Origin of the sequence: Methylobacterium pseudosasicola (assembly GCF_900114535.1) — a bacterium.
Lineage (GTDB): Bacteria > Pseudomonadota > Alphaproteobacteria > Rhizobiales > Beijerinckiaceae > Methylobacterium > Methylobacterium pseudosasicola.
Genome location: NZ_FOTK01000006.1, coordinates 67,146 through 90,167, shown reverse-complemented (window position 1 = coordinate 90,167; position 23,022 = coordinate 67,146). Strand labels below are relative to the sequence as shown.

The window sequence follows — 23,022 nt, the reverse complement described above, 5'->3', positions numbered from 1 at the left end:
TCAGGCGCGGCCCCAGCCGAGGGCCGCCACCGCCACGGCGCCGATCATCCCCCCGATCGTGCCGCCGCCGAAGAACCCGGCCAAGGCCAGCAGCGGGCCCGAGGACGCGGCCAAGGTGAAGACCAGGGCGCTTCCGACGCAGCCTGCGGTCGCGATCACGGACATGGGTGCCTCACACAACTATCAGTTGTATAAGCGAGGCCATTGCAATCCGGTTCCTGGGCGGCAGGCCGGATTGGGTCAGACTGGATCGATCGGCATCTCCGGCACGCCGGGCGCCTCGATCGCGGCGCCCGCGGCGAGGCACAGGTCTTCCCGGTAGCGGGCGGCGACGAGCTGCACGCCCACAGGCGTTCGGCCGACGAGGCCGGTGGTGACGGTGAGCGCCGGCACGCCGAGAGGCGCCAAGCCGACCTGCAGCAGGTTCGCCTCGAAGGCGCGCTCGATTCCGGCCTCGCCGGTGCGGTCGAGCCCGTCCGGGAACGGCAGCTCGGCCGAGACCGGCACCAGCAGCACCGGATGCTCGGCGAGGAACAGCGCCCATTCCCGGGCGAGCGTCGCCCGCCGGATCAGCGCCTTGGCGATGGCGTCGGGGGGCATCGCCTCCGCGGGCTCCCGGAAATACTCCAGCAGGTCGATGGCCGCCGCGTCGCCCTCGCGCTCGGCGGCCGCCCGGGTCGCGGCGTAGCCGTCGCCGAGCCAGAGCTGGAGCTGAAGGGCGCTCGCCTCGCGGATCGGCGGGGTGTCGGCGATCTCCTCGACCGTCCAGCCCGCGTCGGTGAGCCGCCGGGCGGCGTCACGCAACGCGGCCTCGACCTCCGGCACCACCGCGAGACCGCCGGGCCGCACGCACAGAGCCGCCCGGCGCGGCACCGCCGGTCCTTCTAGGGGCGCCGGCACCCACCACGGGTCGCGCGGATCGGGGGCCGCCATCACGTGGAGGGCGAGACGCAGATCGGCGATGCTGCGCGCCAGCGGTCCCGACACCGCCATGAGCTGCGGCCCGATCCCGCGCTCGGGCGACGAAGCGTTCCAGGCCGGGATCCGGCCGAGGCTCGGACGCAAGCCATGCACGCCGCAGGCATAGGCCGGGTAGCGCACCGAGCCGGCGATGTCGGTCCCGTGGGCGATCGCCCCGATCCCGGCCGCCACCGCGGCGCCGGCCCCGCCGGACGAGCCCCCGGGGGTCAGCGCGGGATCGCGCGGGTTCTTTGTCGCGCCATGGAGCTGGTTGGTGGTGAACCAGCGCAGCGAGAAGGCCGGCGTGTTGGTCCGCCCGAGCAACACCGCCCCGGCCCGACGGATATTCGCCACCACGGGATTGTCGTCGGCGGCCATGAGATCGCGCTGGAGCCGCAGCCCGTTCGTGGTGGCGAAGCCGCGCTGGTCGACATTGACCTTGATCGTCACCGGCACGCCCGCCAGCGGCCCGAGCGTGTCGCCCCGGGCGCGGGCGGCATCGACCGCGTCGGCCTGGGCCAGCACCTCCTCCGGGTGATGCGCGACCACGGCGTTGATCCGGCCATTGACCGCGTCGAGCCGCCCGAGGGCCGCCTGCGCCACCTCCCGGGCCGACACCTGACCGGTGCGGATCAGGTCCGAGAGGTCGGTCGCGGTCAGACGCCAGAGCTGCATGAGGGATCCCTTCGCCGAGCCCCGTGGGGCAGAGATTCGCGCCGGATCCGTGCCGCGCGCGGGCACGTCACGGTCCGACGCGGCCATATTCATTATGCAAGTGCCCGGCCGCATTTTTGAGCACTGGCCGATTGCGAATGGCGGCAACGGCTTGCCGCATTGCAACAGAATTAACTAAGCATTTCGCCGCAGCCGACCCTTGCCAGGCATAGAGTGATTGATAACCTCCTTACCGTTCGCGCGTTCGACCGGCCAGATCAGCAAAAAGGATCGCTCTCCTTCGACGAAGACAGGCAACCTCCAGCACAAGGCAGGCTTCCATGGCAGAGATGATTCGCGTCAAGCCGACTCACGACGGCACTTACACGGTCTATCGCGGGACCCTCGCGTTGATCAGCGGCCTGACCCGCCTGCAGGCCGAACGCTACGAAGCCAGCATCAGCCAGCAGCAACGGACCGAGCTCGCAGCCGCGAGCCTTTGATGACGCTGCCGAGGCCGCCCGCCCGGATCGGCGCGGCCGGCCTCGGGACCGACGACGCCAAGGCCGTCAGTCGAGATCGATCGGTCCCAGATCAGTGACGACACCCGCCGCATCGAGGCCGCGCCGCCGTGCGGTGACTGCGAAGCCGGCCCCATGCCGGGTGATTTCGTAGAGCAGGTAGGAGGCCCGGCGCGCCGCCAGGCCGCCATGCCCGTCCGGCCGCGCCGAGGCCGAGGGTGCGCCGATCACCGGCACGAAGCGGCCGTCCGGTCCCGGGACCAGGGCGCTGGTGGTGGTGTGGTTGTGGCCGTGCAGGATCAGGTCGGCGCCGGCCCGGGCGATCATCGCCGTGAAGGTGGCGGCATCCTTGAGTTCCCGCCCGGACGAGGCGCCTCCGGGCTGCGGCGGATGGTGGATCATCACCACCCGGAACGGCTTGCCCGGCTCGGTGGCGAGCGCTCGCAGCAGCGATTCGGCGGCGGCGAGCTGCGGCGGCCCGAGACGTCCAGTCGCCACGAACGGCTTGGTCGGGATCGCGCTCGAGAGGCCGATCAGCGCCACGGGGCCGCGCCGGCGCAGATAGGGAAAGCGGCCAGACGAGCCCGAATCGTCGCTCGTATAACCCTGGCAGGTCGCCAGCAGGCCCTCCAGGGAGCCGCGGACATAGGCGTCGTGATTCCCCGGCACGAAGCTCACCGTCTCGGGTGAGCCCAGGGCCTCCAGGAAGGTCCGCGCGGTCTCCCACTCGCTCGGCAGGCCGATATTGCAGAGGTCGCCCGTGCAGGCGACGTGCGCCACGCCCTGCTGCTTCAGGTCCGCCACCAGGGTTTCGAGCACCGTCATGTCGTGGCTGCGCGAGCGGCCGCGCCGCCAGTTGGCGTAGCCGGTGGCGCGCTTGCCGATGAGCTGGTGCAGGCGCACGCGGCCCAGCGGGCCGACATGGGGGTCGCTCAGATGGGCCAGGCGGAAGGTCAAGGCCGAGGATCAACGCTCGCGAGGGGCACGGGACGCGCTCCGCATCGCGGTCGCGAGCCCGCGCGTCAAGCGCTGCCGATCAGCATGCCCGTCGCGAGCACCAGCGCGCCGCCGAGCATCACCTGGATCGCCGCGCGCCAGAACGGCGTCGCCATGAAGCGGGTGCGGATCGCCGCAATCGCGACCAGCTCGACGATCACGACCAGCACCGCGAGGCTGGTGGCGAGGACGAACGGGTTCGGCCAGCCGGGCGGGAGTCGATCCGGAATCGCGTAGGGCAGCGTATGCCCGAGGCCGCCCAGTGTCGTCATCACACCGCAGACCAGTCCGCGCAGCCACGGATCGCCGCGCCCGGTGATGCTGCCATCGTCGGACAGGGCCTCCGTGAAGCCCATGCTGATGCCGGCCCCCACCGAGGCCGCGAGCCCGACCAGAAAGGTCGCCCCATTATGCCCGGTGGCGAAGGCGGCCGCGAAGATCGGCGCCAGGGTCGAGACCGACCCGTCGATCAGGCCGGCGAGGCCCGGCTGCACGTAGCGCAGGGCGAAGGCCTTCCGGGCTTCCGCGGCGGCGTCGGCCGGATCCTCAAGGGCAGCTGCCATGGTTCGCGCTCCTGTTTAGATGAATTCCAATCTATCTTTTAGAATTGGTCTAAACAAGACCGCGGCCGGTCTTTTCTCCGTGTTCGGTGTGGCTTCGCCCGGGCTGGGGCGTGGCGGACGGGCGGTCCCGGCTGACCGACCGGCGGCCGAGTTGCGTTGGCTCGGGCCGGGGGACTAGACCATGGGCGGACGAAACCGCGCCCGGTCGATTCGGGCCGCGCCGTTCCGACTGCCACAAGCGTCTCATGAATCTCGGCAAGCGTATCCTTCGCCATCCCGTCGTTCAGCGCATCCTCGGGCGCGCGGCGGCCGGGTATTTGCGCTTGGTGCGGGCGACCAACCGGTTCGAGGTCCAGGCCGGCTCGGCCGGCCCCGGTGACGCGGACGGGTGGATCGACGCGCAGGTGCCCCTGATCGCCGGCATGTGGCACGGCCAGCACATCATGATGCCGTTCATGCGCCGGCCGCGGGACCGGGTCGCGACGATCATCTCGAAGAACCCGGACGGCAACATCAACACCATCGCGCTGGAGCGGCTCGGCGTGCGCGTGATGCGGGCCTCCGGCGCCCGCGGCCGGGACCGGGCGACTGATGCCCGCGCCAAGGGCGGGGCCGAGGGCTTGCGGGCGATGCTGCGGGCCCTGAAGGCCGGCGAGTCGGTAGCCTTCAGTGCGGATGTGCCAAAAGTCTCGCGCCGCTGCGATGCCGGGATCCTGACGCTGGCGCGCTTCTCCGGCCGCCCGATCGTCCCAGCCGCCGTGGTGACGAGCCGGCATCTGCGCTTCAAGTCCTGGGACCGAGCCTGTCTCGGCCTCCCCTTCGGAAGGGGCGCGGTGGTGCTGGGTGACCCGATCTACGTCGCCCGCGACTGCGAGGGGGAAGAGTTCGAGGCGCTCCGACGCCACCTCGAAGCCGAGATGAACCGGGTTCATGCCCGCGCCTACGCGCTGGTCGGGCGGGCCGACCGCGCCGCGCTCTATCGCAATGGGTCTCCGGCCCTGGCGGCCGCCCCGGTGGGAGACTCCGCGTGAAGCTTCCGCCCATGACCCTGCCGCTGCTGGCCTACCGGACCGGCCTGCGCGTCGGCGAGCCCGCTCTGGCCGGGCTCCTCGCCTGGCGCGCCCATCACGGCAAGGAGGACCCGCTGCGGCTGCCCGAGCGGCGCGGCCTGCCCGGCCGGGCGCGCCCGGTCGGCCCCCTGGCCTGGATGCACGGGGCGAGCGTCGGCGAGGTCCTGTCGCTGATCGGGCTCGTGGAGGGCATGATCGCCCGAGGCTTCTCGGTCCTGGTGACCACGGGCACGCGCTCGGCCGCGGAGCTGATCGGCTCCCGCCTGCCGCCCGGCGCCGTGCACCAATACGTGCCGCTCGATGCCCCGCGTTGGGTGGCGCGGTTCCTCAGACACTGGCAGCCGAACCTCGCCATCGTGGCGGAATCCGAGATCTGGCCGAACACGATCCTGGACCTCGCCGCCCGCGAGATCCCGCTGATCCTGGTCAACGGCCGCATGTCGGAGCGGTCGTTCAAGGGCTGGGAGCGCTGCCCGCGCACCGCCAAGGCGTTGCTGTCGCGGATCGCGGTCTGCCTCACCCAGACCCAGGAGGATGGCGCCCGCTATGCCAAGCTCGGAGCCCCCCGGGTCAGCATCGCCGGCAATCTCAAATTCGACGCCCAGGTGCCGCCGGCGGATCCGCAGCAACTGGCTTATCTCGGCGACCTGATCGCCGACCGGCCGGTCTGGATCGCTGCGAGCACCCATGAGGGCGAGGACAGCATCGTCGCCTACGCCCACGCGGTGCTGAAGGCGCAGTTTCCGAGGCTCCTGACGATCCTCGCGCCCCGGCATCCGAGCCGGGGCGGCGATGCGGCTGAAGCCGCGGCCGCCTACGGGCTGCGCGGCACCCGACGGTCCAGCGGCGGGCGTCCCCACCCGTCGGTCGAGGTCTATATCGCCGACACGATCGGCGAGATGGGCCTGTTCTACCGGCTCGCGCCGCTGGCGTTCCTCGGCGGATCCCTGGTCCCGCATGGCGGCCAGAACCCGATCGAGCCGGTGCGTCTTGAGACGGCGGTCCTGCACGGGCCGCACATCGCGAATTTCGATACGGTCTATCGCGCCCTCGACCGGGCCGGCGCCGCCCTGCCGGTGCGGGACGGGGTCGAACTCGCCACCCTGGTCGGCGAACTCCTCGGGAATCCGACACGCCTCGGCGGCATGGTGCAGGCCGGGCCCCTCGCGCTGCGGCCGTTCGAGGGCGCGGTCGGGCGCACGCTCGCCGTGCTCGACCCCTTCGTGGCGCAGATGAAGCTTCAGCGGCTCGACCGGGGCGAGGTCGCCCGTCCGCTCGCGCGGGCCTGATGCGGCCACCGCGCTTCTGGGCGGCGGGCGCCGACCACTCGGTCGCGCGCGTCCTCGCGCCGCTCGGCGCGGCCTACGGCGCCCTCACCGCCCGGCGCATGGATCGGCCCGGTATACGGGCGGGCTGCCCAGTCCTGTGCCTGGGCAACTTCACCCTCGGCGGGGCCGGCAAGACCCCTGCCGCGATCACGGTCGCCGCCCTGCTCGCCGAACTCGGCCGCCGGCCGGCCTTCCTGTCCCGCGGCTATGGCGGGCGCCTCTCCGGACCGGTCCGGGTCGATCCGGACGGCCACGGGGCCGCGGATGTCGGCGACGAGCCGCTGCTCCTCGCCCGCCACGCGCCGACGGTCGTGTCCCGGGATAGGCCGGCCGGGGCGGCCCTGTGCCGGACGCTGGGCGCCGATGTGATCGTCATGGATGACGGATTGCAGAACCCGACGCTCGCCAAGGACCTCGCCTGGGCGGTGGTCGACGGCGGCGCCGGCATCGGCAACGGCCATCCGTTCCCGGCCGGCCCCTTGCGGGCGCCGCTCGCGCGGCAATGGCCCCATATCGCCGGCCTGATCCTGGTCGGCGACGGCGCCCCCGGCGCGTCTGTGGCGGAGCGCGCGGAAAGACGCGGGCTGCCGGTCCACCGGGCGCAACTGGTCCCGGACGCGGCCGACTTGGCAGGCCGGCGCTGCCTGGCCTTCGCGGGGATCGGTCGGCCGGAAAAGTTTTTCACGACCCTGCGGGGGACCGGAGCCGCCCTCGTCGCGGCACGGCCGTTCCCCGACCACCACCCCTATCGCGACGCGGATCTCGTAGCCCTGGCCGCCGAGGCGGACAGGCTCGGCGCGGAGCTCGTGACCACCGAGAAGGATGCGGTACGGCTTCCAACCGAATTCGCGGCCCGGGTCCGCGTACTGCGCGTGCGCCTCGTGCCGGACGATCTAGAAACCTTGCGCCGGCAGATCCGGCAGGCGCTGGAGAAGCCTACGGCCGACCGGTTTCCTTGAGCCGCGTCAGGATCGCCTCGGGCGACACGTAGGCCTCCTGCCGGGTGGCGCTCCAGTAGCGCAGCCCGTCCAGCGGGATCGACTCGCCGGTCACCGCGCAGCGCACGAAACTGCCCGGCTTGACCACCCGCATGGTGCCGTCCCCGTACTGGACGACCGCCTCGCCGTTCTGTCCACGTTCGTAGCGCCCTAGCACGTCCGCCTCCTGATCGATCCCATAGTCTACATGATCTGACGCGTTCGCTGAATCAGGCGAGCATCGAGGGAGTTTGGTCGGCGGCCAGCAGGGTCCGGGCGACGTCGGCATCGACATGCATGCGCGCGATCAGTGCCTCCGCGCTGGCGAACCGCTCCTCGCCGCGGATGTAGCCGACGCATTCCACGGCGATCTCGCGTCCGTACAGGTCGCCCGAAAAATCGAACAGATAGACTTCGAGGAGCGGCGCGCCGTCGTCGAAGGTCGGGCGGCGGCCGTAGCTCGCGACCCCGTCATGGATCTCGCCGGGCCCGAGACGCACGCGCACCGCGTAGATGCCGTGGGCCAGCCCGCAATCGGGCAGCATCACGTTGGCGGTGGGGAAGCCGAGCTGGCGGCCGCGCTTGTCGCCGTGGCGGACCTGGCCGAGCACGAACCAGCGATAGCCGAGGAGCGCGTTGGCCCGGGCGATGTCGCCCGACGCCAGGGCCGCCCGGATCGCGCTCGACGAGACCGGCTCGGTCTCGCCCGCCAGGGCGACCGGCTCGACGATCCGGCAGCCCAAACCCGCCTCGCGGCAGAGATCAGCCAGGATCGCCGGCGTGCCCTCGCGACCACGGCCGAAATGGAAATCGTGGCCGACCACCACGCCGGAGAGGCCGAGCGAGCCCTTCAGGAAGTCGAGCACGAAGGCGCGGGCGCCGGTGGCGGCGAGCGCCCCGTCGAAGCGGCGCACGATCAACCCGTCGAGGCCGAGATGCGCGAACACGATCTCCTTCGCGGCGAGCGAGGTCAGGCGGAACATCGGCGCGTCGGGCGCAAAATAGGCGCGCGGATGCGGCTCGAAGGTCAGCACCGCGGCCGGCCGGCCGGCCTCGCGCGCCGCCGCGCGCACGTTCTCCACCAAAACCCGATGGCCGCGATGGACGCCGTCGAAATTGCCGATCGCCGCGATGGCTCCGGCCAGGGCCGGCGGCACCGGCGCCTCCGCGCCGCAAATCGTAAAGGGCCGCATGGCCGGTTCGTCGCCTGAGGCCATCGATTCGGGGTCGGAGACTCGAAAAGGGTCGGATGGAAGCGCCTGCGCGGTCCGCGGCAGGCCCGACGGAGCCGGACCCTGCCGAAACGCGCCGGGAGGGTCAAGGGAACCGGCCGTCCTGCGACATCGCAGGGGTCGACGGCGAATGCCACACCCGCAGATTAACGGCTTCGCAATGCGCGTGCCCTATTTTAAATGTTGTGCAGCGCGGCTATTTTGCGGCGTTAGTGAAGCGTTCATCTTTTCGGGAGCCGCCGCGGCCTCCCGCCGGGCAATACGGAGCAGTTGGTCTATGGCTCTCGATCTGAGCATGCCGATCCTCGTTGTCGACGATTACCAGACGATGGTCCGAATCATTCGGAATCTACTGAAGCAACTCGGCTTTGAAGAGGTCGATGACGCTTCGGATGGTACGGCAGCACTGGCGCGCCTCAAGGACCGCAAGTATGGTCTGGTCATCTCCGACTGGAACATGGAGCCGATGACCGGCTACGAGCTGCTGCGTCACGTGCGCGCCGACGAAAATCTGCGGACGACGCCGTTCATCATGGTGACCGCCGAGTCGAAGACCGAGAACGTCATCGCCGCCAAGAAGGCCGGCGTGAACAATTATATCGTCAAGCCGTTCAACGCGGCGACGCTCAAGTCCAAGATCGAGGCCGTCTGCGGGAACTGATGAGTCCCGTGGCACGTCCCACGCGCCAACCGGCGAAGCCCCCGGCACGCCGGAAGACGCCCAAGAGCGATGCCGCCGGCATCGATGGTCGCCGATCCCAGGAGGAGAGCATGGCGTCAGTCGCCGCGCGACAGCCCGATATGCGGTTCCGTGAACCGCACGCCGTGATCTCCGAGTTGATTGAGATCGCGGATTACATCGCCCATTTGCGCGAGGAGATCGGCGCGCTTCGAGCGAACGAGATGAGCCGCGACCGCATTCCCATGGCTCATGAGGAACTCGGCAGCGTCGTCGCGGCCACGGCCGGGGCGACCAACACGATCATGGAGGCCGCGGAGGCGATGCTCAGCCTCCCGGACGGGCCGGGCTACCGGGACGCGGTCGAGGAGCGAATTAACACGATCTTCGAGGCCTGCGCCTTCCAGGACATCACCGGCCAGCGAATCGCCAAGGTCGTGGAGGCCCTGCGGCTGTTCGAACAGCGGCTTGCCCGCTTCGTCGGCGCCGTGAAGGCTCGGGACGCCGCCTCTACCGATCCGGTCGAGATGGCCCGCCGCGCCCGCGCCGAGGACCTGCTCCTCAACGGCCCCCAGGCCGTCGAGGAAACCCCGTCCCAGAACGACATCGACGCCATGTTCGCCTGACTGGTTCCGGGTCGGTCCGGGGAGCAGAGCGTCCTCGGTAACCCGAGGCCAGCAGGCGGCGTCGACGGAAGATTCCAGGAGCCACGCGTCGGGCAACCGACGCGTGGCTCCTGAGAGTCTTGATGGAGCGCAGGGTTTCGACGCAGAACCGCCGGGCATTCTTGCGAAACCTGCTGAGGTCCAGATCATGGCGGCGCGGCTCTGGTCCGATCTGACGACGGACGACTTCGCGCGGCGCGACATGCGGCGGGCCTTGGCGGTGCTGCCGGTGGCCGCCATCGAGCAGCACGGCCCGCATCTCCCGCTCGGCACCGACGCGATCATCGCCGAGGGCTACCTCGCCCGTGTCCGCGCGCGCGTGTCGGACGATCTCGACGTGCTGTTGCTGCCGGTGCAGGCTATCGGCAAATCCGACGAGCACGACGCGTTTCCGGGCACGCTCTCCCTCGACACCGGGACGGCGCTCGCCGCCTGGACCGGGATCGGCGCTGCGATCCATCGGGCCGGCTGCCGCAAGCTGGTGATCGTCACGAGCCACGGCGGCAACAGCGCCCTCATCGATCTCGTGGCTGGAGAACTGCGGGCGCGGTTCGGTTTGGTCGCGGTCACGACCGCCTGGGCGAGGTTCGGCTACCCGGACGGCCTGTTCCCCCCGGACGAAATCGCCCACGGCATCCATGCCGGCGGCGTCGAGACCGCGCTGATGCTGGCCCTGCGGCCGGATCTGGTGCGGACCGACCGGATCGCCGATTTCCCGCCCCGCAGCCGCGCGATGGTCCGGGATTTCACCCATCTGCGTGCCGGCCGCCCCGCCGCCTTCGCCTGGAAGGCCGGCGACCTGCATCCCTCCGGGGCCATAGGCGATGCCCGGCTGGGTTCCGCGGAGGCCGGGCAGGCGGCGCTCGATTACGGCGCCGCCGCCTTCGTCGAATTGCTGCGGGACGTGGATCGTTTCGAACTGGACGGCGCTGATCCGGCGTAACCGCCGCCGGAGTTCGGCCGAAAGGTCGGTCACGCGCCGGCATCCTTCGCCGGTGTCGGGAGGCCCGGCCATGAAAATCGTCGCGTTGATCTCCGCTGCCCTGCTGCTCGCCGCCAACCGTCCGGCCGCAGCCCTGGAGCGCCCCGTCGTCGTCGAGCTGTTCACCTCGCAGAGCTGCTCCTCCTGCCCGCCCGCGGAGGCGCTGATTGGCCGCCTGGCGCGAGAGGGCGCGGACGTGCTGCCGCTGGCCTTCCACGTCACCTACTGGAACCATCTCGACTGGCGCGACCCCTATTCCCTGCCGGCCGCCACCGCCCGCCAGAACGACTACGCCGCCCGGTTCGGCGGCCCGACCTACACGCCGCAGGCGGTGATCGACGGGCAGGCCGGTCTGGTCGGCTCCGACGAGGCCGGTCTGCGGGCGGCGATTGCGCAGGCGCGGGGCACCGGACAGACCGTCCGGGTGGCGCTGGCCCGTGACGGCAGCCGCCTGTCCGCCAAAGTGGGGCCTGGATCCGGTGCCGGCCGGATCCTGCTGATCGGGTTCGATCCGAGCCACACCAGCCGGGTCCTGCGCGGCGAGAATGCCGGGCGCACCCTCGAACAGGCCAATGTCGTCCGGTCGATCCAGGATCTCGGTCCCTGGTCCGGCGCTGCCGCGAGTTTCGAGGCCGCCGCGCCGGCGGGCGAGACCGCCGCCCTCCTCCTGCAGGCCGAGGATGGCCGCATCCTGGGCGCGGCCCGGTTGGGCGACCGCCTCGCCACGGCCGAGGGGAGCCCGCGATGATGCTGGCCATGCCGGGCTGCGTCGCCGGGGGCGGATGGGCGCTGGCGTCGGACTCCAACCCCGCGCTAGACTCGAGACAGGCCGGAGAACGGATCGGCGGTGGAGCCCGGATGGCGCTCGAAGGGGAACTGGCCGCTCTGATGGCGGCGGCGCAGGACGGTGACGCGGCCGCGTATCGGGCCCTGCTGAAGGCGTGCCTGCCTCTCGTCTCGGCGATCGCCCGGGCGCAGGGCGTGCGCGGCGAGGCGGTGGACGACGTCGTGCAGGACACGCTGATGACCGTGCATCGGGCGCGCGCCAGCTACGATCCGGCGCGGCCGTTCCTGCCGTGGCTGCGGGCCATCACCCAGCGCCGGGCGATTGACCGCCTGCGCCGGTCCGGCCGCCGGCCCCGGGAGGTCCACGATCCCCTCGCCTACGAGGCCGAAGCCGATCCCGGTCCCGAGCCCGGCCAGGGGCTGGAGGCGCGCGACCGGGCCGCGGCGCTGGCCCGCGCGGTCGCGTCCCTGCCGGACGGTCAGCGGCAGGCGGTGGAGCATCTCGGCCTGCGCGAGCTGTCGCTGGACGAGACTGCGGCCCTCACCGGGCGCAGCAAGGGCGCGCTCAAAGTCAATTTGCACCGGGCCCTCAAGGCCCTGCGCGCCAACCTGATGCAGGAGCGGCGCTGATGGCCGATCTCGCCCGCCACGAGCGGCTCGTCGAGGATCTCGCCGGAAGCCTGGAGCCGGTCCGGCCGCTGCATGCGCCCGCTCTCCGAGCCGCCCTGTGGCTCGGCGCGGCCCTGCTCATCGGGCTGGTCCTGGCGAGCCGGATCGACACCAACGGCTTCATGCTGCGCATGGGCGTGCCGGACCTCGCCCTGGCGGCGCTGGGCGCGGTGCTGACGGCGGCCTGCGCGGCTTTCGCCGCCTTCGCCACCAGCGTGCCCGGCCGCTCCCGGGCCTGGGCGCTGCTGCCGCTGCCGCCCTTGGCCCTCTGGATCGGGGCGAGCGGGTTCGGCTGCCTGCGCGACTGGATCGCCCCCGGCACCGGCCTTGCGCATCCGCAGGAGGTCGCCGGCTGCTTCAGCTTCCTGGTCTGCGTCTCGGTGCCGCTCTCGGCGCTGATCGTCGTGATGCTGCGCCGGGCCTGCCCGCTGCGGCCGAATCTCACGGCTGCCCTGGGCGGGCTGGCTGCCGCCGCCGCCGCCGCCGCGCTGCTGATGCCGTTCCACCCGCACGACGCCACTGCCTCGGATCTGCTGATCCACGCCGTCGCGGTGCTCGGGGTGATCGGCCTCAACGGCCTCGCGGGCGGGCGGCTCCTCGGCAGCCGCGTGGACCTGAGCTGAGCGTCAGCGCGCGTCCGGATCCGAACCCGGCCAGGCCACGATCCGGTCCGGCAACTCGTCGTCGGAAAACTCCTCCTCGTTGCCGGAGAGCCGGCCGCGGACGGAGATGCCGGCCTCGTGCACGCTGGACGCCCGGCCCGAGACCAGGGGGTGCCACGGATAGAGTGGCTCGCCGTCGCGGACGAGGCGATAGGCGCAGGTCGGCGGCAGCCACGGGATCGTGCGCACCGCCTCCGGGGTCAGGCGGACGCAATCGGGCACGCGCTTCTGGCGGCGGGCATAGTCGCGGCAGCGGCAGGTCAGCCCGTCGAGCAGGGTGCAGCCGATATCGGTGTGGTGGACCTCGCCGGTCTCGTCGTCCTCGAGCTTGATCAGGCAGCAGCGGCCGCACCCGTCGCAGAGGCTTTCCCACTCGGACGGCGTCATGGCTTCGAGGGTCTTGGTCCGCCAGAACGGCTCGGCGACCCCGCGGCGCAGCGCCTCGGGCTTGGACATCGGTGAATCTCGCGATCGGGAAGAGCGTGTCTCTGCCCGAGCCGGGGCCCCGGGGCAAGCGGGGCCGGGCCGCGACGAATCGCGAGACTGCGCAGAGCCTCGCCCACCGTTCCGGATCCTGCTAAGGATGGGCACGCCGCGCGGTGTCTCGGCCGCGGGATCCTGGCCCGCGGCGCGGGCGCTCGATCCTCCGCCGCCAAGATCCGCCGCAGAGGCGCTCGACAAGCCGGGTCCGACATCGTGCGCCTGCCGACGCTCACCGAGATCAAGATCCGCATCGAGCGCGCCGCCCTGGCGTTCGATGCCTGGGTCAATGCCAGCCTCTACGACAGCGGCCGGTCCACCGGCGCGGCCTATGAGCGCTTCCAGCGCGTCATGAGCCGGTTCGCCGTGCATGGCTGGAAGCGCTTCGCCCTCGACCTGACCAGCGAGGCCGTCACCCTCGGGGCCGGCGGCGCGGTGCTGCTGCTCGCCTTCGCGCAGCCCGCCTTCCAGCTGACCAGCGACAACTGGCTGAAGCAGCAGGACCTCGCGGTCACCTTCCTCGACCGCTACGGCATGGAAGTCGGCCGGCGCGGCATCAAGCACGACGACTCGCTCAAGCTCGACGAGTTTCCCGACATCATGATCAAGGCGCTGGTCTCCACCGAGGACCGGCGCTTCTACGAGCATTGGGGCATCGACCCGATCGGCACCCTGCGGGCGCTGGTCAACAATTCGCGCGGCGGCGGCGGCACGCAGGGCGGATCCTCGATCACCCAGCAGCTCGCCAAGAATCTCTTTTTGACGAACGAGCGCTCGCTCGAAAGAAAAATCAACGAGGCGTTCCTGGCCCTGTGGCTGGAGAGCCACCTCACCAAGAACGAGATCCTGAAGCTCTATCTCGATCGGGCCTATATGGGCGGCGGCACCTTCGGCGCCGTGGCGGCGGCGGATTACTATTTCGGCAAGCCGCTCAAGGACATCAGCCTGGCCGAGGCCGCCATGCTGGCCGGCCTGTTCAAGGCGCCGACGAAATACGCGCCCCACGTCAACCTGCCCGCCGCCCGCGCCCGGGCGGCCGACGTGCTGCACAACATGGTCGAGGCCGGGTTCGTCACCGAAGGCCAGATCCAGACGGCGCTCCGCAACCCGGCCACGCCGGTGACCCGCACCCGGGACATCACCGCCGACTACTACCTCGATTGGGCCTTCGGCGAGATCAAGGCCATGGCCGATGCGGGCAAGCTCCGCAGCGACCGGGTGCTCACCGTGAAGACGCCCCTCGACCTCGCGATCCAGAAGCGGGCCGACGACGTGGTCGCCGACATCCTGCGCAAGTCCGGCGACGCCTTCGACGTCGACGAGGCCGCCATGGTCATCCTCGACCCGGACGGGGCTTTGCGCGCCATGGTCGGCGGCGCGGATTACGGCGAGAGCCAGTTCAACCGCGCCACCGACGCGCTGCGCCAGCCCGGCTCCTCGTTCAAGCCCTACGTCTATTCCGCCGCCCTCGCCTCGGGCCTGTTCAAGCCCGAGACCGTTGTGGTCGACAGCCCGGTCTGCATCGGCAATTGGTGCCCGCAGAATTACGGCCGCTCCTATTCCGGGCGGGTGCCGATGTGGCTCGCCGTGGCGAAGTCGATCAACACGATCCCGATCAAGATCTCGATCGCGCTCGGCAAGGCCATGGGCATCAGCCACGAGGCCCGGGCCGCCAAGGCCGGCCGCGCCAAGATCATCGAGACCGCCCACCGGATGGGCATCACCTCGAACCTGATCGACACGGTCTCGATGCCGATCGGCTCCGACGAGGTGACGGTGATCGACCAGGCGGCGGGCTACGCGGTGTTCGCCAATGGCGGCTTCAAGGCCAAGCCCTACGCGGCCATGGAGGTGAAGAACTCGTCCGGCGAGGTGATCTACCGCCATGCCGACGAGCCGCCGGATCGGGTCCTGTCGCCCCAGGTGGTCGCCGACATGAACTTCATGCTCAACAAGGTCGTCGAGGAGGGCACCGGCAAGCGCGCCCAGCTCGAAGGCGTGAAGGTCGCCGGCAAGTCGGGCACCACCAATGCCTACCGGGATGCCTGGTTTGTCGGCTACACCGGCAATTATGTCGGCGCGGTCTGGTTCGGGAACGACGACCACACCTCGACCAACAAGCTCACCGGCGGCTCGCTCCCGGCCCAGCTCTGGCACGACGTGATGGAGCCGGCCCACCAAGGCATCGAGACCAAGGGCCTGCCGGGCCTGAAGGACAATCCGCGCGCCGCCCAGCAGCAGGCGTCGGGCGGGCCCACCGCCCCGATCGACCCCAATGCCAGCGCCTACGGCAAGCTCTCGCGCCGCTCCTTCGAGGTGATCGGCGGCCTCAACGGCCTGTTCCGCACCGTCGAGCGCGCCCCGGCCGGGGAGGCGCGGCCGGATGCCGGCGGCGGCGACAAGGCCACCCAGAAGACCGAGCGGAAGCCCGGCGACCGGGCGGCGGCGCCCCCCGCCCAGCCGCGGGAGGTCGCCGAGGGCGCCCGGTCCGTCGGCGGCCGCATCGAGCTGCGGTGATCCGATGAGGCTCGCGATCCCCGGAGGCCCCGGCCGCAGCGCCGCGGCCGAAGAACCCCGACCCGCGCCGACGACGCGCTCTCCCGGCGGCGCCGGCCGCTTCCTCGCCCGTGTCTGGCGCAAGAGCTCGGTGGCGGGCCTCGCGGTCTACGCCCTGGCGCTCGGCGGTGTGCTCGGCCTCGCCAGCGCCGATTGGGCGACGCGGGGCGGCTATCCGTTCGGCGGCGTGCAGGTCGGCGCCTGGACCGCCTGGCCTCGGGCCGGGGCGGCCAATGCCGATCCCTATACGCGGGCGGTCAACGCCCGCCGGGGCGAGATCCCCCTGGCGGTGGGCGAGGGCCTGCTGCTGACGGCGGCGGTGGACGACCAGGGCCGGGCCCTCGACGCCACCTGCTCCTACCGCATCGGCGGCGGCACGCCCCCGGCCCGGGCCTGGACCCTCACGGTCGCCGGCCGCGGCGCCCGCGATCCCGGCCGCCCGGCCGTGCGCGAAGGCTTCACCTCCACGGAGATCCTGCGCGCGGCCGATGGACGGTTCACGGTGGTGCTCGCCCCCGAGGTCCAGCCCGGGAACTGGCTGCCGAGCCCCCGGGACAGCGGCCCGGTGCGCCTGGCGCTTCGCCTCTACGACACCCCGGTCGCCGCCAGCGTCGGAACCCTCGATCGGGATTCGGTGCCGGCCATCACCCGCCTGGGATGCGCCTCGTGAACCTGCGCTTCGTCTACGCCACGCTGATCGGCCTGGTGCTCGCCGGGATCGTGCACATCGCAGCGGTGCTGGCGATCCCGGTCCTGTCCGAGAAGGATGCCGTCTCGCGCGCCGGGACCAGCGAGAACCTGGACCACCCGCAGCCGATCTACACGGTCGCCACCGGCGACGACCCCTCCCCGCCCGAGGCGTGGCTGCCGATCCCGGACCCGGCCGTGGCGGTGGGCGTCTGCGCCTACGACCTCGCCGACGGGCCGATGCGCGTCTCGGCCCGGACCGGGCCGCTGTCCCTGTCGCTGGCCGCCCATGCCCGGCGCGGCGCCTTCTACGCGGTGACCGACCAGGCCGCGGTGCGCGGCGCCCTCGACCTCGTGATCCTAACCCGCGCCCAGTACGACGAGGCGCTGGCCGAGGACGACGAGAACGACCCAAGCCGCGACGTGCGCATCGTCGCGCCGGATACGCGCGGCGTCGTGGTCGTCCGGGTGATCGCCGGCCTGCCGAGCCAGCGGCCCGGCGCCAACGCCGCGGTCCAGGCTGTCTCTTGCACCACCGACTCGGCGGCGGATGACACAAACGGCAAGGACCCGACGGCCAAGCCCGCGGGGCGGTAGCGGCTCAGTTCTTCGCGACGAGCGGCGGGGCCTCGGCGACCGGCACGATGGCGGCTTCGAGGCCGCAGCGCGCCGCGGCATCCGGCGGCAGCAGCGGGACCAGCAGGTTGCGGCGGGCGGCGAGCATGGCCAAGGACCGCTCGGCCGAGACCGATTCCGGCGCCGGCGCCTGGGCGAAGAGGTGCTCCAGGGCGTAGCGATAGCGCGCCAGCCGCAGGCCGGTCTCGATCCGCACCCAGGCGATCAGGCACCGGTTCTCGGCGACATGCTGGGCGGCGAGACGGATATCCGCGTCGTCGAGAGTCTTGGCGAAGGGCAGGCTGCGCAGCCGTGCGGCATCCGCGTCGATGACCCGGGCCGCCAGCGCCGTGAAGATCGGGATCAGCCGGGCATCGGCCGTGGCGTCGTCCGCGAGCTGGCGGTAGCGCGAAACGGGGGAGCGCGACGGCTCGGCAATCAGCGTGTCGTAATAGGCGCCGACCTCGTCGAATCGCCAGGTCGGGGTGGCGTGCGCGCTGGCCAGCCCCAGCAGGGCATCCTGGAAGGCCGAGAAGGTGCTGGCCGGCTGCACGAACCGCCAGGCGCGGTCGCGCAGGGCCTGCTCGTCGTCGGTGAGACCGGAATCGAGGATCAGGCGGCCGCGATCCCGCACCGAGAAGCTGCCCGTGGTGTCGATCAGGCCGTTCCAGACCCCGGTCCGGGGCCGGCCGAAATCGCCACTCTGGGTGCAGGCGGCGAGCAGCGCCAGAGCCGCGCCGGCGGGGAGGAGCAAGGTGGCCTTGCGGGTGCGGGTCGTGCGCCTGCCGGCGTCGGGCAGGATAGTCGGCCGGGGGCGGTCCGGGACAGGCATGATCAAACCGTCGGAAACAGCGCGGCCGGGCCGGTCGCCGTGCTCAGGAGGCGAGGCGCTCGTAGCGCACGCCGAGGAAGAACAGGATTTCGCCGCGCTGCTCGTCGGCGCGCGGCAGGCGGCGCGTCCGGCGTGCCTCGGCGCTGGGAAACGGGATCAGGAGCGCGGACGCGTCCGGCCGCGCGTCGTTGGCGGGCATCGGCGGTCGGAGCGCGCGCGTCACCCGCGGCGTGAATGGGGTCATGATCTCCGGCTCCTGTCGGCGGCTCGAGCGGCAGCGCCCGGGCCCTGCAGAGGGGGTCGGCAAGGGCTACAGAAACCATTCAGCATGACGTGGTTAACGGAGTCTTGCCGGCCATCCGGCGTATGTGGCGCGCGAATTGCGACGCTGTGTTCGCCCATGGCGGGCGTTTCCTCCCTTTGACTGAGGCCCTGTCCGAGCGCGGACGGGGCCTTTTTTCGCGTCGGTTCTCTGCGGCCTTGGCGCCACACCGGGGCGGAGCGTGACCGCGGCGTTCCGCGCTGGGAACCCATGCGGAGCTGCGGCGCTTGCCTACCGCCCTGCGCGACCGATATGCCGGACCCAAGCGGACGGGCTACCGCCGCATCGAATTTCCGCGCGATCGAGATTTGAGGACACCGCTGAATGCGACTCGTTCCGGAACGCACCCTGCACGCCTACCGTCGTCGCGGCCTCGCTGCTGCAGCCCTCGCCCTCGTCACGCTCGCCGCCGGCCCCGCCTACGCCCAGCGCGAGGATCAGGGTCTGCAACTCGGCTGCGCGAACGACTATTTCCGGCTCTGCGCCGGTGTCGATCCGAACAGCCAGGATGCCGACAAGTGCATGATGCGCAACCGCAAGCGCCTCTCGCCCGAGTGCCGCTCGGCGATCGGCGACTACGACAAGCGCACCGGCAGCAAGTCGCTGTCCGACGATTGAGGACGCGTCCGGTCGCGACACGCGCCGTTGGCGAGGGGCATTTTTGATGGGCCTGACCGTCGCCGTCCAGATGGACCCGATCCAGAATATCCGGATCGCGGGGGACACCACCTTCGCCCTGCTGCTGGAAGCCCAGCGGCGGGGGCATCGCCTCATCTATTACACGCCGGACCGGCTCTCGATGCAGGGCCGGCGCGTGACCGCCCGGGTCGAGGGGCTGACGGTCCAGGACGTCGAGGGCGCGCATTTCACGCTCACGCCGCCCGAGCGGATCGACCTCGCCGAGGCGGACGTGGTGCTGATGCGCCAGGACCCGCCCTTCGACATGGCCTACATCACGGCCACCCACATGCTGGAGCGGATCCATCCGGAGACGCTGGTGGTCAACGACCCCTTCGAGGTGCGCAACGCGCCCGAGAAGCTGTTCGTGCTCGACTTCCCCGAGCTGATGCCGCCGACGCTGATCAGCCGCGACAAGGCGGAGATCGAGGCGTTCCGGCTGGAGCACGGCACCGTGGCGATGAAGCCGCTGCACGGGCATGGCGGCGCGGCGGTGTTCAAGGTCACCGAGAAGGACCCGAATTTCGGCTCGATGTTCGACCTGTTCGCCACCACCTTCCGGGAGGCCTGGGTGATCCAGCGCTACCTCGACCGGGTGACCGAGGGCGACAAGCGCATCATCCTGGTCGACGGCGTGGCGATGGGCGCGGTCAACCGCGTGCCGGCGGCCAACGACATCCGCTCGAACATGGTCCGGGGCGGCGCCGCCTCGGCCTCGGAGCTGACCGAGCGCGAGCGCGAGATCTGCACGACGATCGGACCGGAATTGGCCCGGCGCGGCCTGATCCTGGTGGGGATCGACGTGATCGACGGTCACCTGACCGAGATCAACGTCACCTCCCCCACCGGCATCCGGGCGATCCAGCGGCTCGGCGGCCCCGACCTGTCGGTGGCGGTCTGGGACGCGATCGAGGCCCGGGTCGCGGCGCGCAAGGGCGTCTGAGCCGCGCTCACGTCTCCGCTTTCGGCGTCGCGTTGAGCTCGGCCCAGTCGAACTCCTCTTCCAACAAAAAATAAGCGTCGTCGCCGATCCGGCCTTGTCGGCGCAGGGACAGGACCGCGTTGCGGGCGGCCTCCACCGAGCGGCGGCGGGCGGCGTCCGAGGGCAGGCTCTCGGGGGCGCGACCCTCGTCATGGGCCTCGGCCTCCTCCAGCGCCGAGCGGAACTCGGCGCGCAGGGATTCGATCGCCGGCTCCGCGCCGGAATCCGAAAGGCTGTCGAGGGCGGCCTCGTAGGCAGCGGCCCGCGCCCAGCCGACCTCGCGCCCGACCGGATCATCGTCCTCGAGCTTCAGATGCGCCAGCAGCGGCCGCAGGGTCAGGCCCTGGACGATCAGCGTGCCGAGCACCGTGAAGAAGGCGGTGAACACCACGAGGTCCCGGTGCGGGAACTCCATCGGGAGCGCCAGGGCGGCCGCGACGGTGACGATGCCGCGCATCCCGGCCCAGGACAGAGCGAGCCCCGGCCCGTACTTCGCCCGTTCACCCGCCTGACGCAGGCCGAGGCCCTTGAGCCCGGTGGTCGGCAGGACCCAGGCCAGACGCGTCACCACCACGGTGACGAAGATCGCGGCGGCCAGGAACATGGCCTGCCACGCATCGCCGCCGGTGAGCCGGTCCTGGATCGGGTCGATCTGGATGCCGATCAGGATGAAGGCGAGGACGTTGAGCACGAACACCGCCGTGTCCCAGACCGCGTAGGAGATCACCCGGGTCCGCGGCGCCGTGATGCCCGGCGCCCGGCGGGCGACCGTGACCGCGAAGGTCACGATGGTCAGCACCCCCGACATCTCCAGCTTTTCGGCGGCCAGCCAGATCCCGAAGGCGGCGACGAACTGCATCACGATGGTGCTGGCCGGGTCGGTGACGCGGCGGGTCAGGGCGACGAAGGCGAGGCCCAGGCAGGGTCCGGCCGCCAGGCTCGCGACCACGCCGAGCAGGAAGGCGGGCGCCACCTCGGCCGGATGGAAGCCGTCCGACATCGCGGCGGCCACCGCCAGCCGGTAGATGATTAGCGAGGCCGCATCGTTGAGCAGGCTCTCGCCGCGCAGGATGGTGGCGAGGCGGTGCGGCATCGGCGCGTGCTTGAGCACCGCCAGGGCCGCCACGGCGTCCGGTGGCGCGACCACGGCGCCGAGCACGATGCAGGCGGCGATCGGCATGTCCGGCACGATGAGATGCGCCACGAACGCGACGGCGAGCGTCGTCACCGCCACGGCGCCCACCGCCAGCCCGAACACGGCGCGCCAATTGTCCCTCATGTCCCGGATCGAGGCGTCGAAGCCGGCATCGAGCAGGACGGGGGCGAGGAACAGAGCCAGCGCCAGCTCCGGATCGAGCCGCAGGTTTGGAACGCCGGGCACGAAGGCGAGGCCGACGCCGCCAAGGGCCAGGAAGGCCGGATACGGCGCGCCCAGCCGTCGCGCCAGCGCAGCCAACAGAACGGCGCCGAACAGGACGCCGACAACCCACTCGAAGATCACCATAATGCGGAAAGAGGGCGGGTGCCGCCACCGTTCCAGGGCGGCGCGGCGCCGCTTCAGTACTGGACGGTCGCCCGCACCCCGAGCACCGCCGCGTTGCGCAAGCGCCGCCCGTCCGGGCCGGCCACCCCGGCGCCCGGATGGAACACGTATTGGACGTCGGGCTGCACCGTGAAGCCCGGAACCACCACCGCCTGGTAGGTCGCCTCCAGCACCGTCTCGGCCCGCCGCCGCGGCATCGGGACGCCGGTGTAGAGGATCGTGTCCCGATCGGCCCGGCGGGCGTCGTCGCTGATCCGGGCCTGGGCGAGGCTCACGCCGATCGTGTCGTCGTCCCGGCCCTCGAACAGGCCCTTATAGGCGAGGCCGGTATCGACATAGGCGTCGACCAAGCTGGAGCGTGTCGGCGAGTAGGCGGCGCGCACGAAGAAGCCGAGGCCCTCGTCGTCCTTGCCGGATTCCCGATACAGGGTCTGGTCGTAGATCGCGTAGAGGCCGGCATTGCCCCGCAGCGGGCGGCCGATCCCGGTGGCGTTCGGGTCGGCCAGCGGCACGCCGGTGATGTCGTACCGCAGGCTGTCGAACCGGCCGAAATGCTGCCAGCCGCCTAGCGTGATGTCCCCGGGCAGGCCCTTGGCCCCCGGCTCGATATTGTACGCGTAGGTCGCCTCGGCGACGATCAGGGCCGGATCGTTGGTGCGGAAATTTGTGCCGGTGCGGTTGAGCCGCTGCGCCTCGGGATCCTTGCCCGGACGGTTCGCCCCGGCCGGGTCGCCGTCATAGAGCCCGACCTGGAGCGAGAAGCCGTTGCCGGGCACGTATTTCGCGCGGATCGCCGGGGCCGAGAGCGGGTAGGCCGGGCCGCCGCTCGGCAGGTCGAGCCCGGTGATCGCCGGCCAGCCGAAGGTCGAGTTCACGAAAAGGGTCGCGGTCTGGCTGACGAAGAACTCGGTGTCGGCGGCCTGCTGGCCGATCCGCAGGCCGAGCTGTCCGTCCATCAGGCTCTGGTCGAACCACAGCACGTAGAGGCGGCTCGACGGCAGTGCCTCGATGACGCTCGTGGTCAGCAGGTCGCCGACATAGTAGCGCGACAGGCCGGTGCCGTGGATGAAATAGGCGTTGGCATGGATCGTGGCGCCTTCCCAGCCCGCCAGCCGGTCGAGATCGAGGTTGAGCCGCAGGTTCAGGCGATCCTCGACGATCGCGCCCTGGCGGAGGCCGCCGGTCGGGTTGCCCAGCACGTCGGCGATGTAGGTCAGGCTGTACTCGATGCCCTGCGCCTTCAGCACTGGGCGGATCCCGAGGGGATCGCCCAGCGGCCCGAGCGAGGGCTCGATCGAGCGGACATAGCCGCCGGAGGCCTGGCTGGTGCTCTCCGGCTGCGAGACCGAGATGCGCGGATCGGCGCCCGCCCCCTCGAAGACCGTCTTCGCATGCTGCTGGGCCGCCGCCGGCGTCGCGGCGAGGGCAAGGCCCATCGCGAACCGGGGCAGATTCTTGAACGGCATCGGCCGCTTCCGCGCGACGGGCATCACCCTGTCTAACACGCCACCGCCCCGGCGGAGCGTGAGACCTTGCGGCGGCCGCACACTTGCCTAACGCTGCGACCGGAACACCACAGGACA

Annotated in this window: 25 protein-coding genes and 1 pseudogene; 15 read left to right on the top strand and 11 right to left on the bottom strand. The window is 71.3% G+C overall.

Annotated features, from left to right (window positions below; all coding sequences use genetic code 11):
• Together BM228_RS34605 and BM228_RS08175 are read right to left on the bottom strand one after the other, a co-directional pair.
• On the bottom strand, nucleotides 1-165 hold the full coding sequence (locus BM228_RS34605) for a hypothetical protein (protein ID WP_167367693.1): 165 nt from the start codon (nucleotides 163-165) through the stop codon (nucleotides 1-3).
• Between the two features lie 75 nt (nucleotides 166-240).
• Nucleotides 241-1,635, bottom strand: a complete 1,395-nt coding sequence (locus BM228_RS08175; protein WP_092038880.1) for an amidase family protein — start codon at nucleotides 1,633-1,635, stop codon at nucleotides 241-243.
• Nucleotides 1,636-1,955: 320 nt separating this feature from the next.
• Between BM228_RS08175 and BM228_RS34600 the strand changes: the two genes are divergently transcribed.
• Nucleotides 1,956-2,117: a hypothetical protein gene (locus tag BM228_RS34600; RefSeq protein WP_167367692.1), complete on the top strand. Its 162-nt coding sequence runs from the start codon at nucleotides 1,956-1,958 to the stop codon at nucleotides 2,115-2,117.
• A gap of 66 nt (nucleotides 2,118-2,183) precedes the next feature.
• Here BM228_RS34600 and BM228_RS08170 read toward each other — a convergent pair whose 3' ends face one another.
• Complete coding sequence (locus BM228_RS08170; protein ID WP_092038878.1) at nucleotides 2,184-3,092, bottom strand: metallophosphoesterase family protein; 909 nt, start codon at nucleotides 3,090-3,092, stop codon at nucleotides 2,184-2,186.
• A gap of 65 nt (nucleotides 3,093-3,157) precedes the next feature.
• Nucleotides 3,158-3,652, bottom strand: a pseudogene (locus BM228_RS08165) (VIT1/CCC1 transporter family protein); the annotation flags it as partial.
• 287 nt (nucleotides 3,653-3,939) lie between these two features.
• On the opposite strand from BM228_RS08165, the gene BM228_RS08160 reads away from it, so the two are divergent.
• Genes BM228_RS08160 through lpxK form a run of 3 tightly spaced genes read left to right on the top strand, consistent with a single transcriptional unit; the run spans nucleotide 3,940 to nucleotide 7,051 of the window.
• The gene (locus BM228_RS08160; RefSeq protein ID WP_092038875.1) at nucleotides 3,940-4,725 is read left to right on the top strand and encodes a lysophospholipid acyltransferase family protein; all 786 of its coding nucleotides are present in this window, start codon (nucleotides 3,940-3,942) and stop codon (nucleotides 4,723-4,725) included.
• Nucleotides 4,722-6,053: a 3-deoxy-D-manno-octulosonic acid transferase gene (locus tag BM228_RS08155; RefSeq protein ID WP_208612002.1), complete on the top strand. Its 1,332-nt coding sequence runs from the start codon at nucleotides 4,722-4,724 to the stop codon at nucleotides 6,051-6,053. Before BM228_RS08160 ends, BM228_RS08155 begins: the two co-directional genes overlap by 4 nt.
• The gene (lpxK, locus tag BM228_RS08150) at nucleotides 6,053-7,051 is read left to right on the top strand and encodes a tetraacyldisaccharide 4'-kinase (protein WP_092038871.1); all 999 of its coding nucleotides are present in this window, start codon (nucleotides 6,053-6,055) and stop codon (nucleotides 7,049-7,051) included. Before BM228_RS08155 ends, lpxK begins: the two co-directional genes overlap by 1 nt.
• Here lpxK and BM228_RS08145 read toward each other — a convergent pair.
• Nucleotides 7,029-7,247 (bottom strand): DUF2093 domain-containing protein, encoded by a 219-nt coding sequence (locus BM228_RS08145; RefSeq protein WP_092038869.1) that lies wholly within the window; start codon nucleotides 7,245-7,247, stop codon nucleotides 7,029-7,031. The genes lpxK and BM228_RS08145 overlap by 23 nt on opposite strands.
• Nucleotides 7,248-7,299: 52 nt before the next feature.
• Nucleotides 7,300-8,286: a bifunctional riboflavin kinase/FAD synthetase gene (locus tag BM228_RS08140; protein ID WP_092038867.1), complete on the bottom strand. Its 987-nt coding sequence runs from the start codon at nucleotides 8,284-8,286 to the stop codon at nucleotides 7,300-7,302.
• A gap of 292 nt (nucleotides 8,287-8,578) precedes the next feature.
• Between BM228_RS08140 and BM228_RS08135 the strand changes: the two genes are divergently transcribed.
• From BM228_RS08135 to BM228_RS08110, 6 genes are all read left to right on the top strand, one after another.
• Nucleotides 8,579-8,962, top strand: coding sequence for a response regulator (locus BM228_RS08135; RefSeq protein ID WP_007560016.1), 384 nt, complete (start codon nucleotides 8,579-8,581; stop codon nucleotides 8,960-8,962).
• 110 nt (nucleotides 8,963-9,072) lie between these two features.
• Complete coding sequence (locus tag BM228_RS08130) at nucleotides 9,073-9,606, top strand: protein phosphatase CheZ (protein ID WP_092038865.1); 534 nt, start codon at nucleotides 9,073-9,075, stop codon at nucleotides 9,604-9,606.
• Nucleotides 9,607-9,793: 187 nt separating this feature from the next.
• The gene (locus BM228_RS08125) at nucleotides 9,794-10,588 is read left to right on the top strand and encodes a creatininase family protein (RefSeq protein WP_092038863.1); all 795 of its coding nucleotides are present in this window, start codon (nucleotides 9,794-9,796) and stop codon (nucleotides 10,586-10,588) included.
• A gap of 70 nt (nucleotides 10,589-10,658) precedes the next feature.
• A complete protein-coding gene (locus BM228_RS08120; RefSeq protein WP_092038861.1) occupies nucleotides 10,659-11,375 on the top strand; it encodes a DUF1223 domain-containing protein in 717 nt (238 codons plus the stop codon).
• 110 nt (nucleotides 11,376-11,485) lie between these two features.
• Nucleotides 11,486-12,043, top strand: coding sequence for an RNA polymerase sigma factor (locus tag BM228_RS08115; RefSeq protein WP_092038859.1), 558 nt, complete (start codon nucleotides 11,486-11,488; stop codon nucleotides 12,041-12,043).
• Nucleotides 12,043-12,705, top strand: a complete 663-nt coding sequence (locus BM228_RS08110; RefSeq protein ID WP_092038857.1) for an NrsF family protein — start codon at nucleotides 12,043-12,045, stop codon at nucleotides 12,703-12,705. The genes BM228_RS08115 and BM228_RS08110 overlap by 1 nt, the downstream gene beginning before the upstream one ends.
• A 3-nt stretch (nucleotides 12,706-12,708) precedes the next feature.
• Here the strand turns inward: BM228_RS08110 and BM228_RS08105 are convergent, their stop codons facing one another.
• Nucleotides 12,709-13,200, bottom strand: coding sequence for a YcgN family cysteine cluster protein (locus BM228_RS08105; protein ID WP_092038855.1), 492 nt, complete (start codon nucleotides 13,198-13,200; stop codon nucleotides 12,709-12,711).
• 240 nt (nucleotides 13,201-13,440) lie between these two features.
• On the opposite strand from BM228_RS08105, the gene BM228_RS08100 reads away from it, so the two are divergent.
• The 3 genes from BM228_RS08100 to BM228_RS08090 are packed head-to-tail and all read left to right on the top strand — an operon-like array spanning nucleotide 13,441 to nucleotide 17,064.
• The gene (locus BM228_RS08100; protein ID WP_092038853.1) at nucleotides 13,441-15,741 is read left to right on the top strand and encodes a transglycosylase domain-containing protein; all 2,301 of its coding nucleotides are present in this window, start codon (nucleotides 13,441-13,443) and stop codon (nucleotides 15,739-15,741) included.
• Nucleotides 15,742-15,745: 4 nt separating this feature from the next.
• Entirely contained in the window at nucleotides 15,746-16,450 is a 705-nt protein-coding gene (locus BM228_RS08095) for a DUF1214 domain-containing protein (protein ID WP_092038851.1), read from the top strand.
• On the top strand, nucleotides 16,438-17,064 hold the full coding sequence (locus tag BM228_RS08090) for a DUF1254 domain-containing protein (RefSeq protein WP_092038849.1): 627 nt from the start codon (nucleotides 16,438-16,440) through the stop codon (nucleotides 17,062-17,064). The genes BM228_RS08095 and BM228_RS08090 overlap by 13 nt, the downstream gene beginning before the upstream one ends.
• Nucleotides 17,065-17,068: 4 nt before the next feature.
• Here BM228_RS08090 and BM228_RS08085 read toward each other — a convergent pair whose 3' ends face one another.
• A complete protein-coding gene (locus BM228_RS08085; RefSeq protein WP_244537066.1) occupies nucleotides 17,069-17,914 on the bottom strand; it encodes a hypothetical protein in 846 nt (281 codons plus the stop codon).
• A 43-nt stretch (nucleotides 17,915-17,957) separates the two neighbouring features.
• A complete protein-coding gene (locus BM228_RS08080) occupies nucleotides 17,958-18,158 on the bottom strand; it encodes a hypothetical protein (RefSeq protein WP_092038847.1) in 201 nt (66 codons plus the stop codon).
• Nucleotides 18,159-18,560: 402 nt separating this feature from the next.
• Here BM228_RS08080 and BM228_RS08075 point away from each other — a divergent pair, with 402 nt between their 5' ends.
• Both BM228_RS08075 and gshB read left to right on the top strand, forming a co-directional pair.
• Nucleotides 18,561-18,854, top strand: a complete 294-nt coding sequence (locus BM228_RS08075; RefSeq protein ID WP_092038845.1) for a hypothetical protein — start codon at nucleotides 18,561-18,563, stop codon at nucleotides 18,852-18,854.
• 46 nt (nucleotides 18,855-18,900) lie between these two features.
• Complete coding sequence (gene gshB, locus BM228_RS08070) at nucleotides 18,901-19,857, top strand: glutathione synthase (RefSeq protein WP_092038843.1); 957 nt, start codon at nucleotides 18,901-18,903, stop codon at nucleotides 19,855-19,857.
• A 7-nt stretch (nucleotides 19,858-19,864) separates the two neighbouring features.
• Here gshB and BM228_RS08065 read toward each other — a convergent pair whose 3' ends face one another.
• Both BM228_RS08065 and BM228_RS08060 read right to left on the bottom strand, forming a co-directional pair.
• Complete coding sequence (locus BM228_RS08065; protein ID WP_092038842.1) at nucleotides 19,865-21,400, bottom strand: cation:proton antiporter; 1,536 nt, start codon at nucleotides 21,398-21,400, stop codon at nucleotides 19,865-19,867.
• Nucleotides 21,401-21,453: 53 nt separating this feature from the next.
• Nucleotides 21,454-22,905 carry a carbohydrate porin gene (locus tag BM228_RS08060; protein WP_092039125.1) on the bottom strand — a complete coding sequence of 484 codons (1,452 nt, stop codon included), beginning with the start codon at nucleotides 22,903-22,905 and terminating at the stop codon, nucleotides 21,454-21,456.
• Nucleotides 22,906-23,022 lie beyond the last annotated feature (117 nt).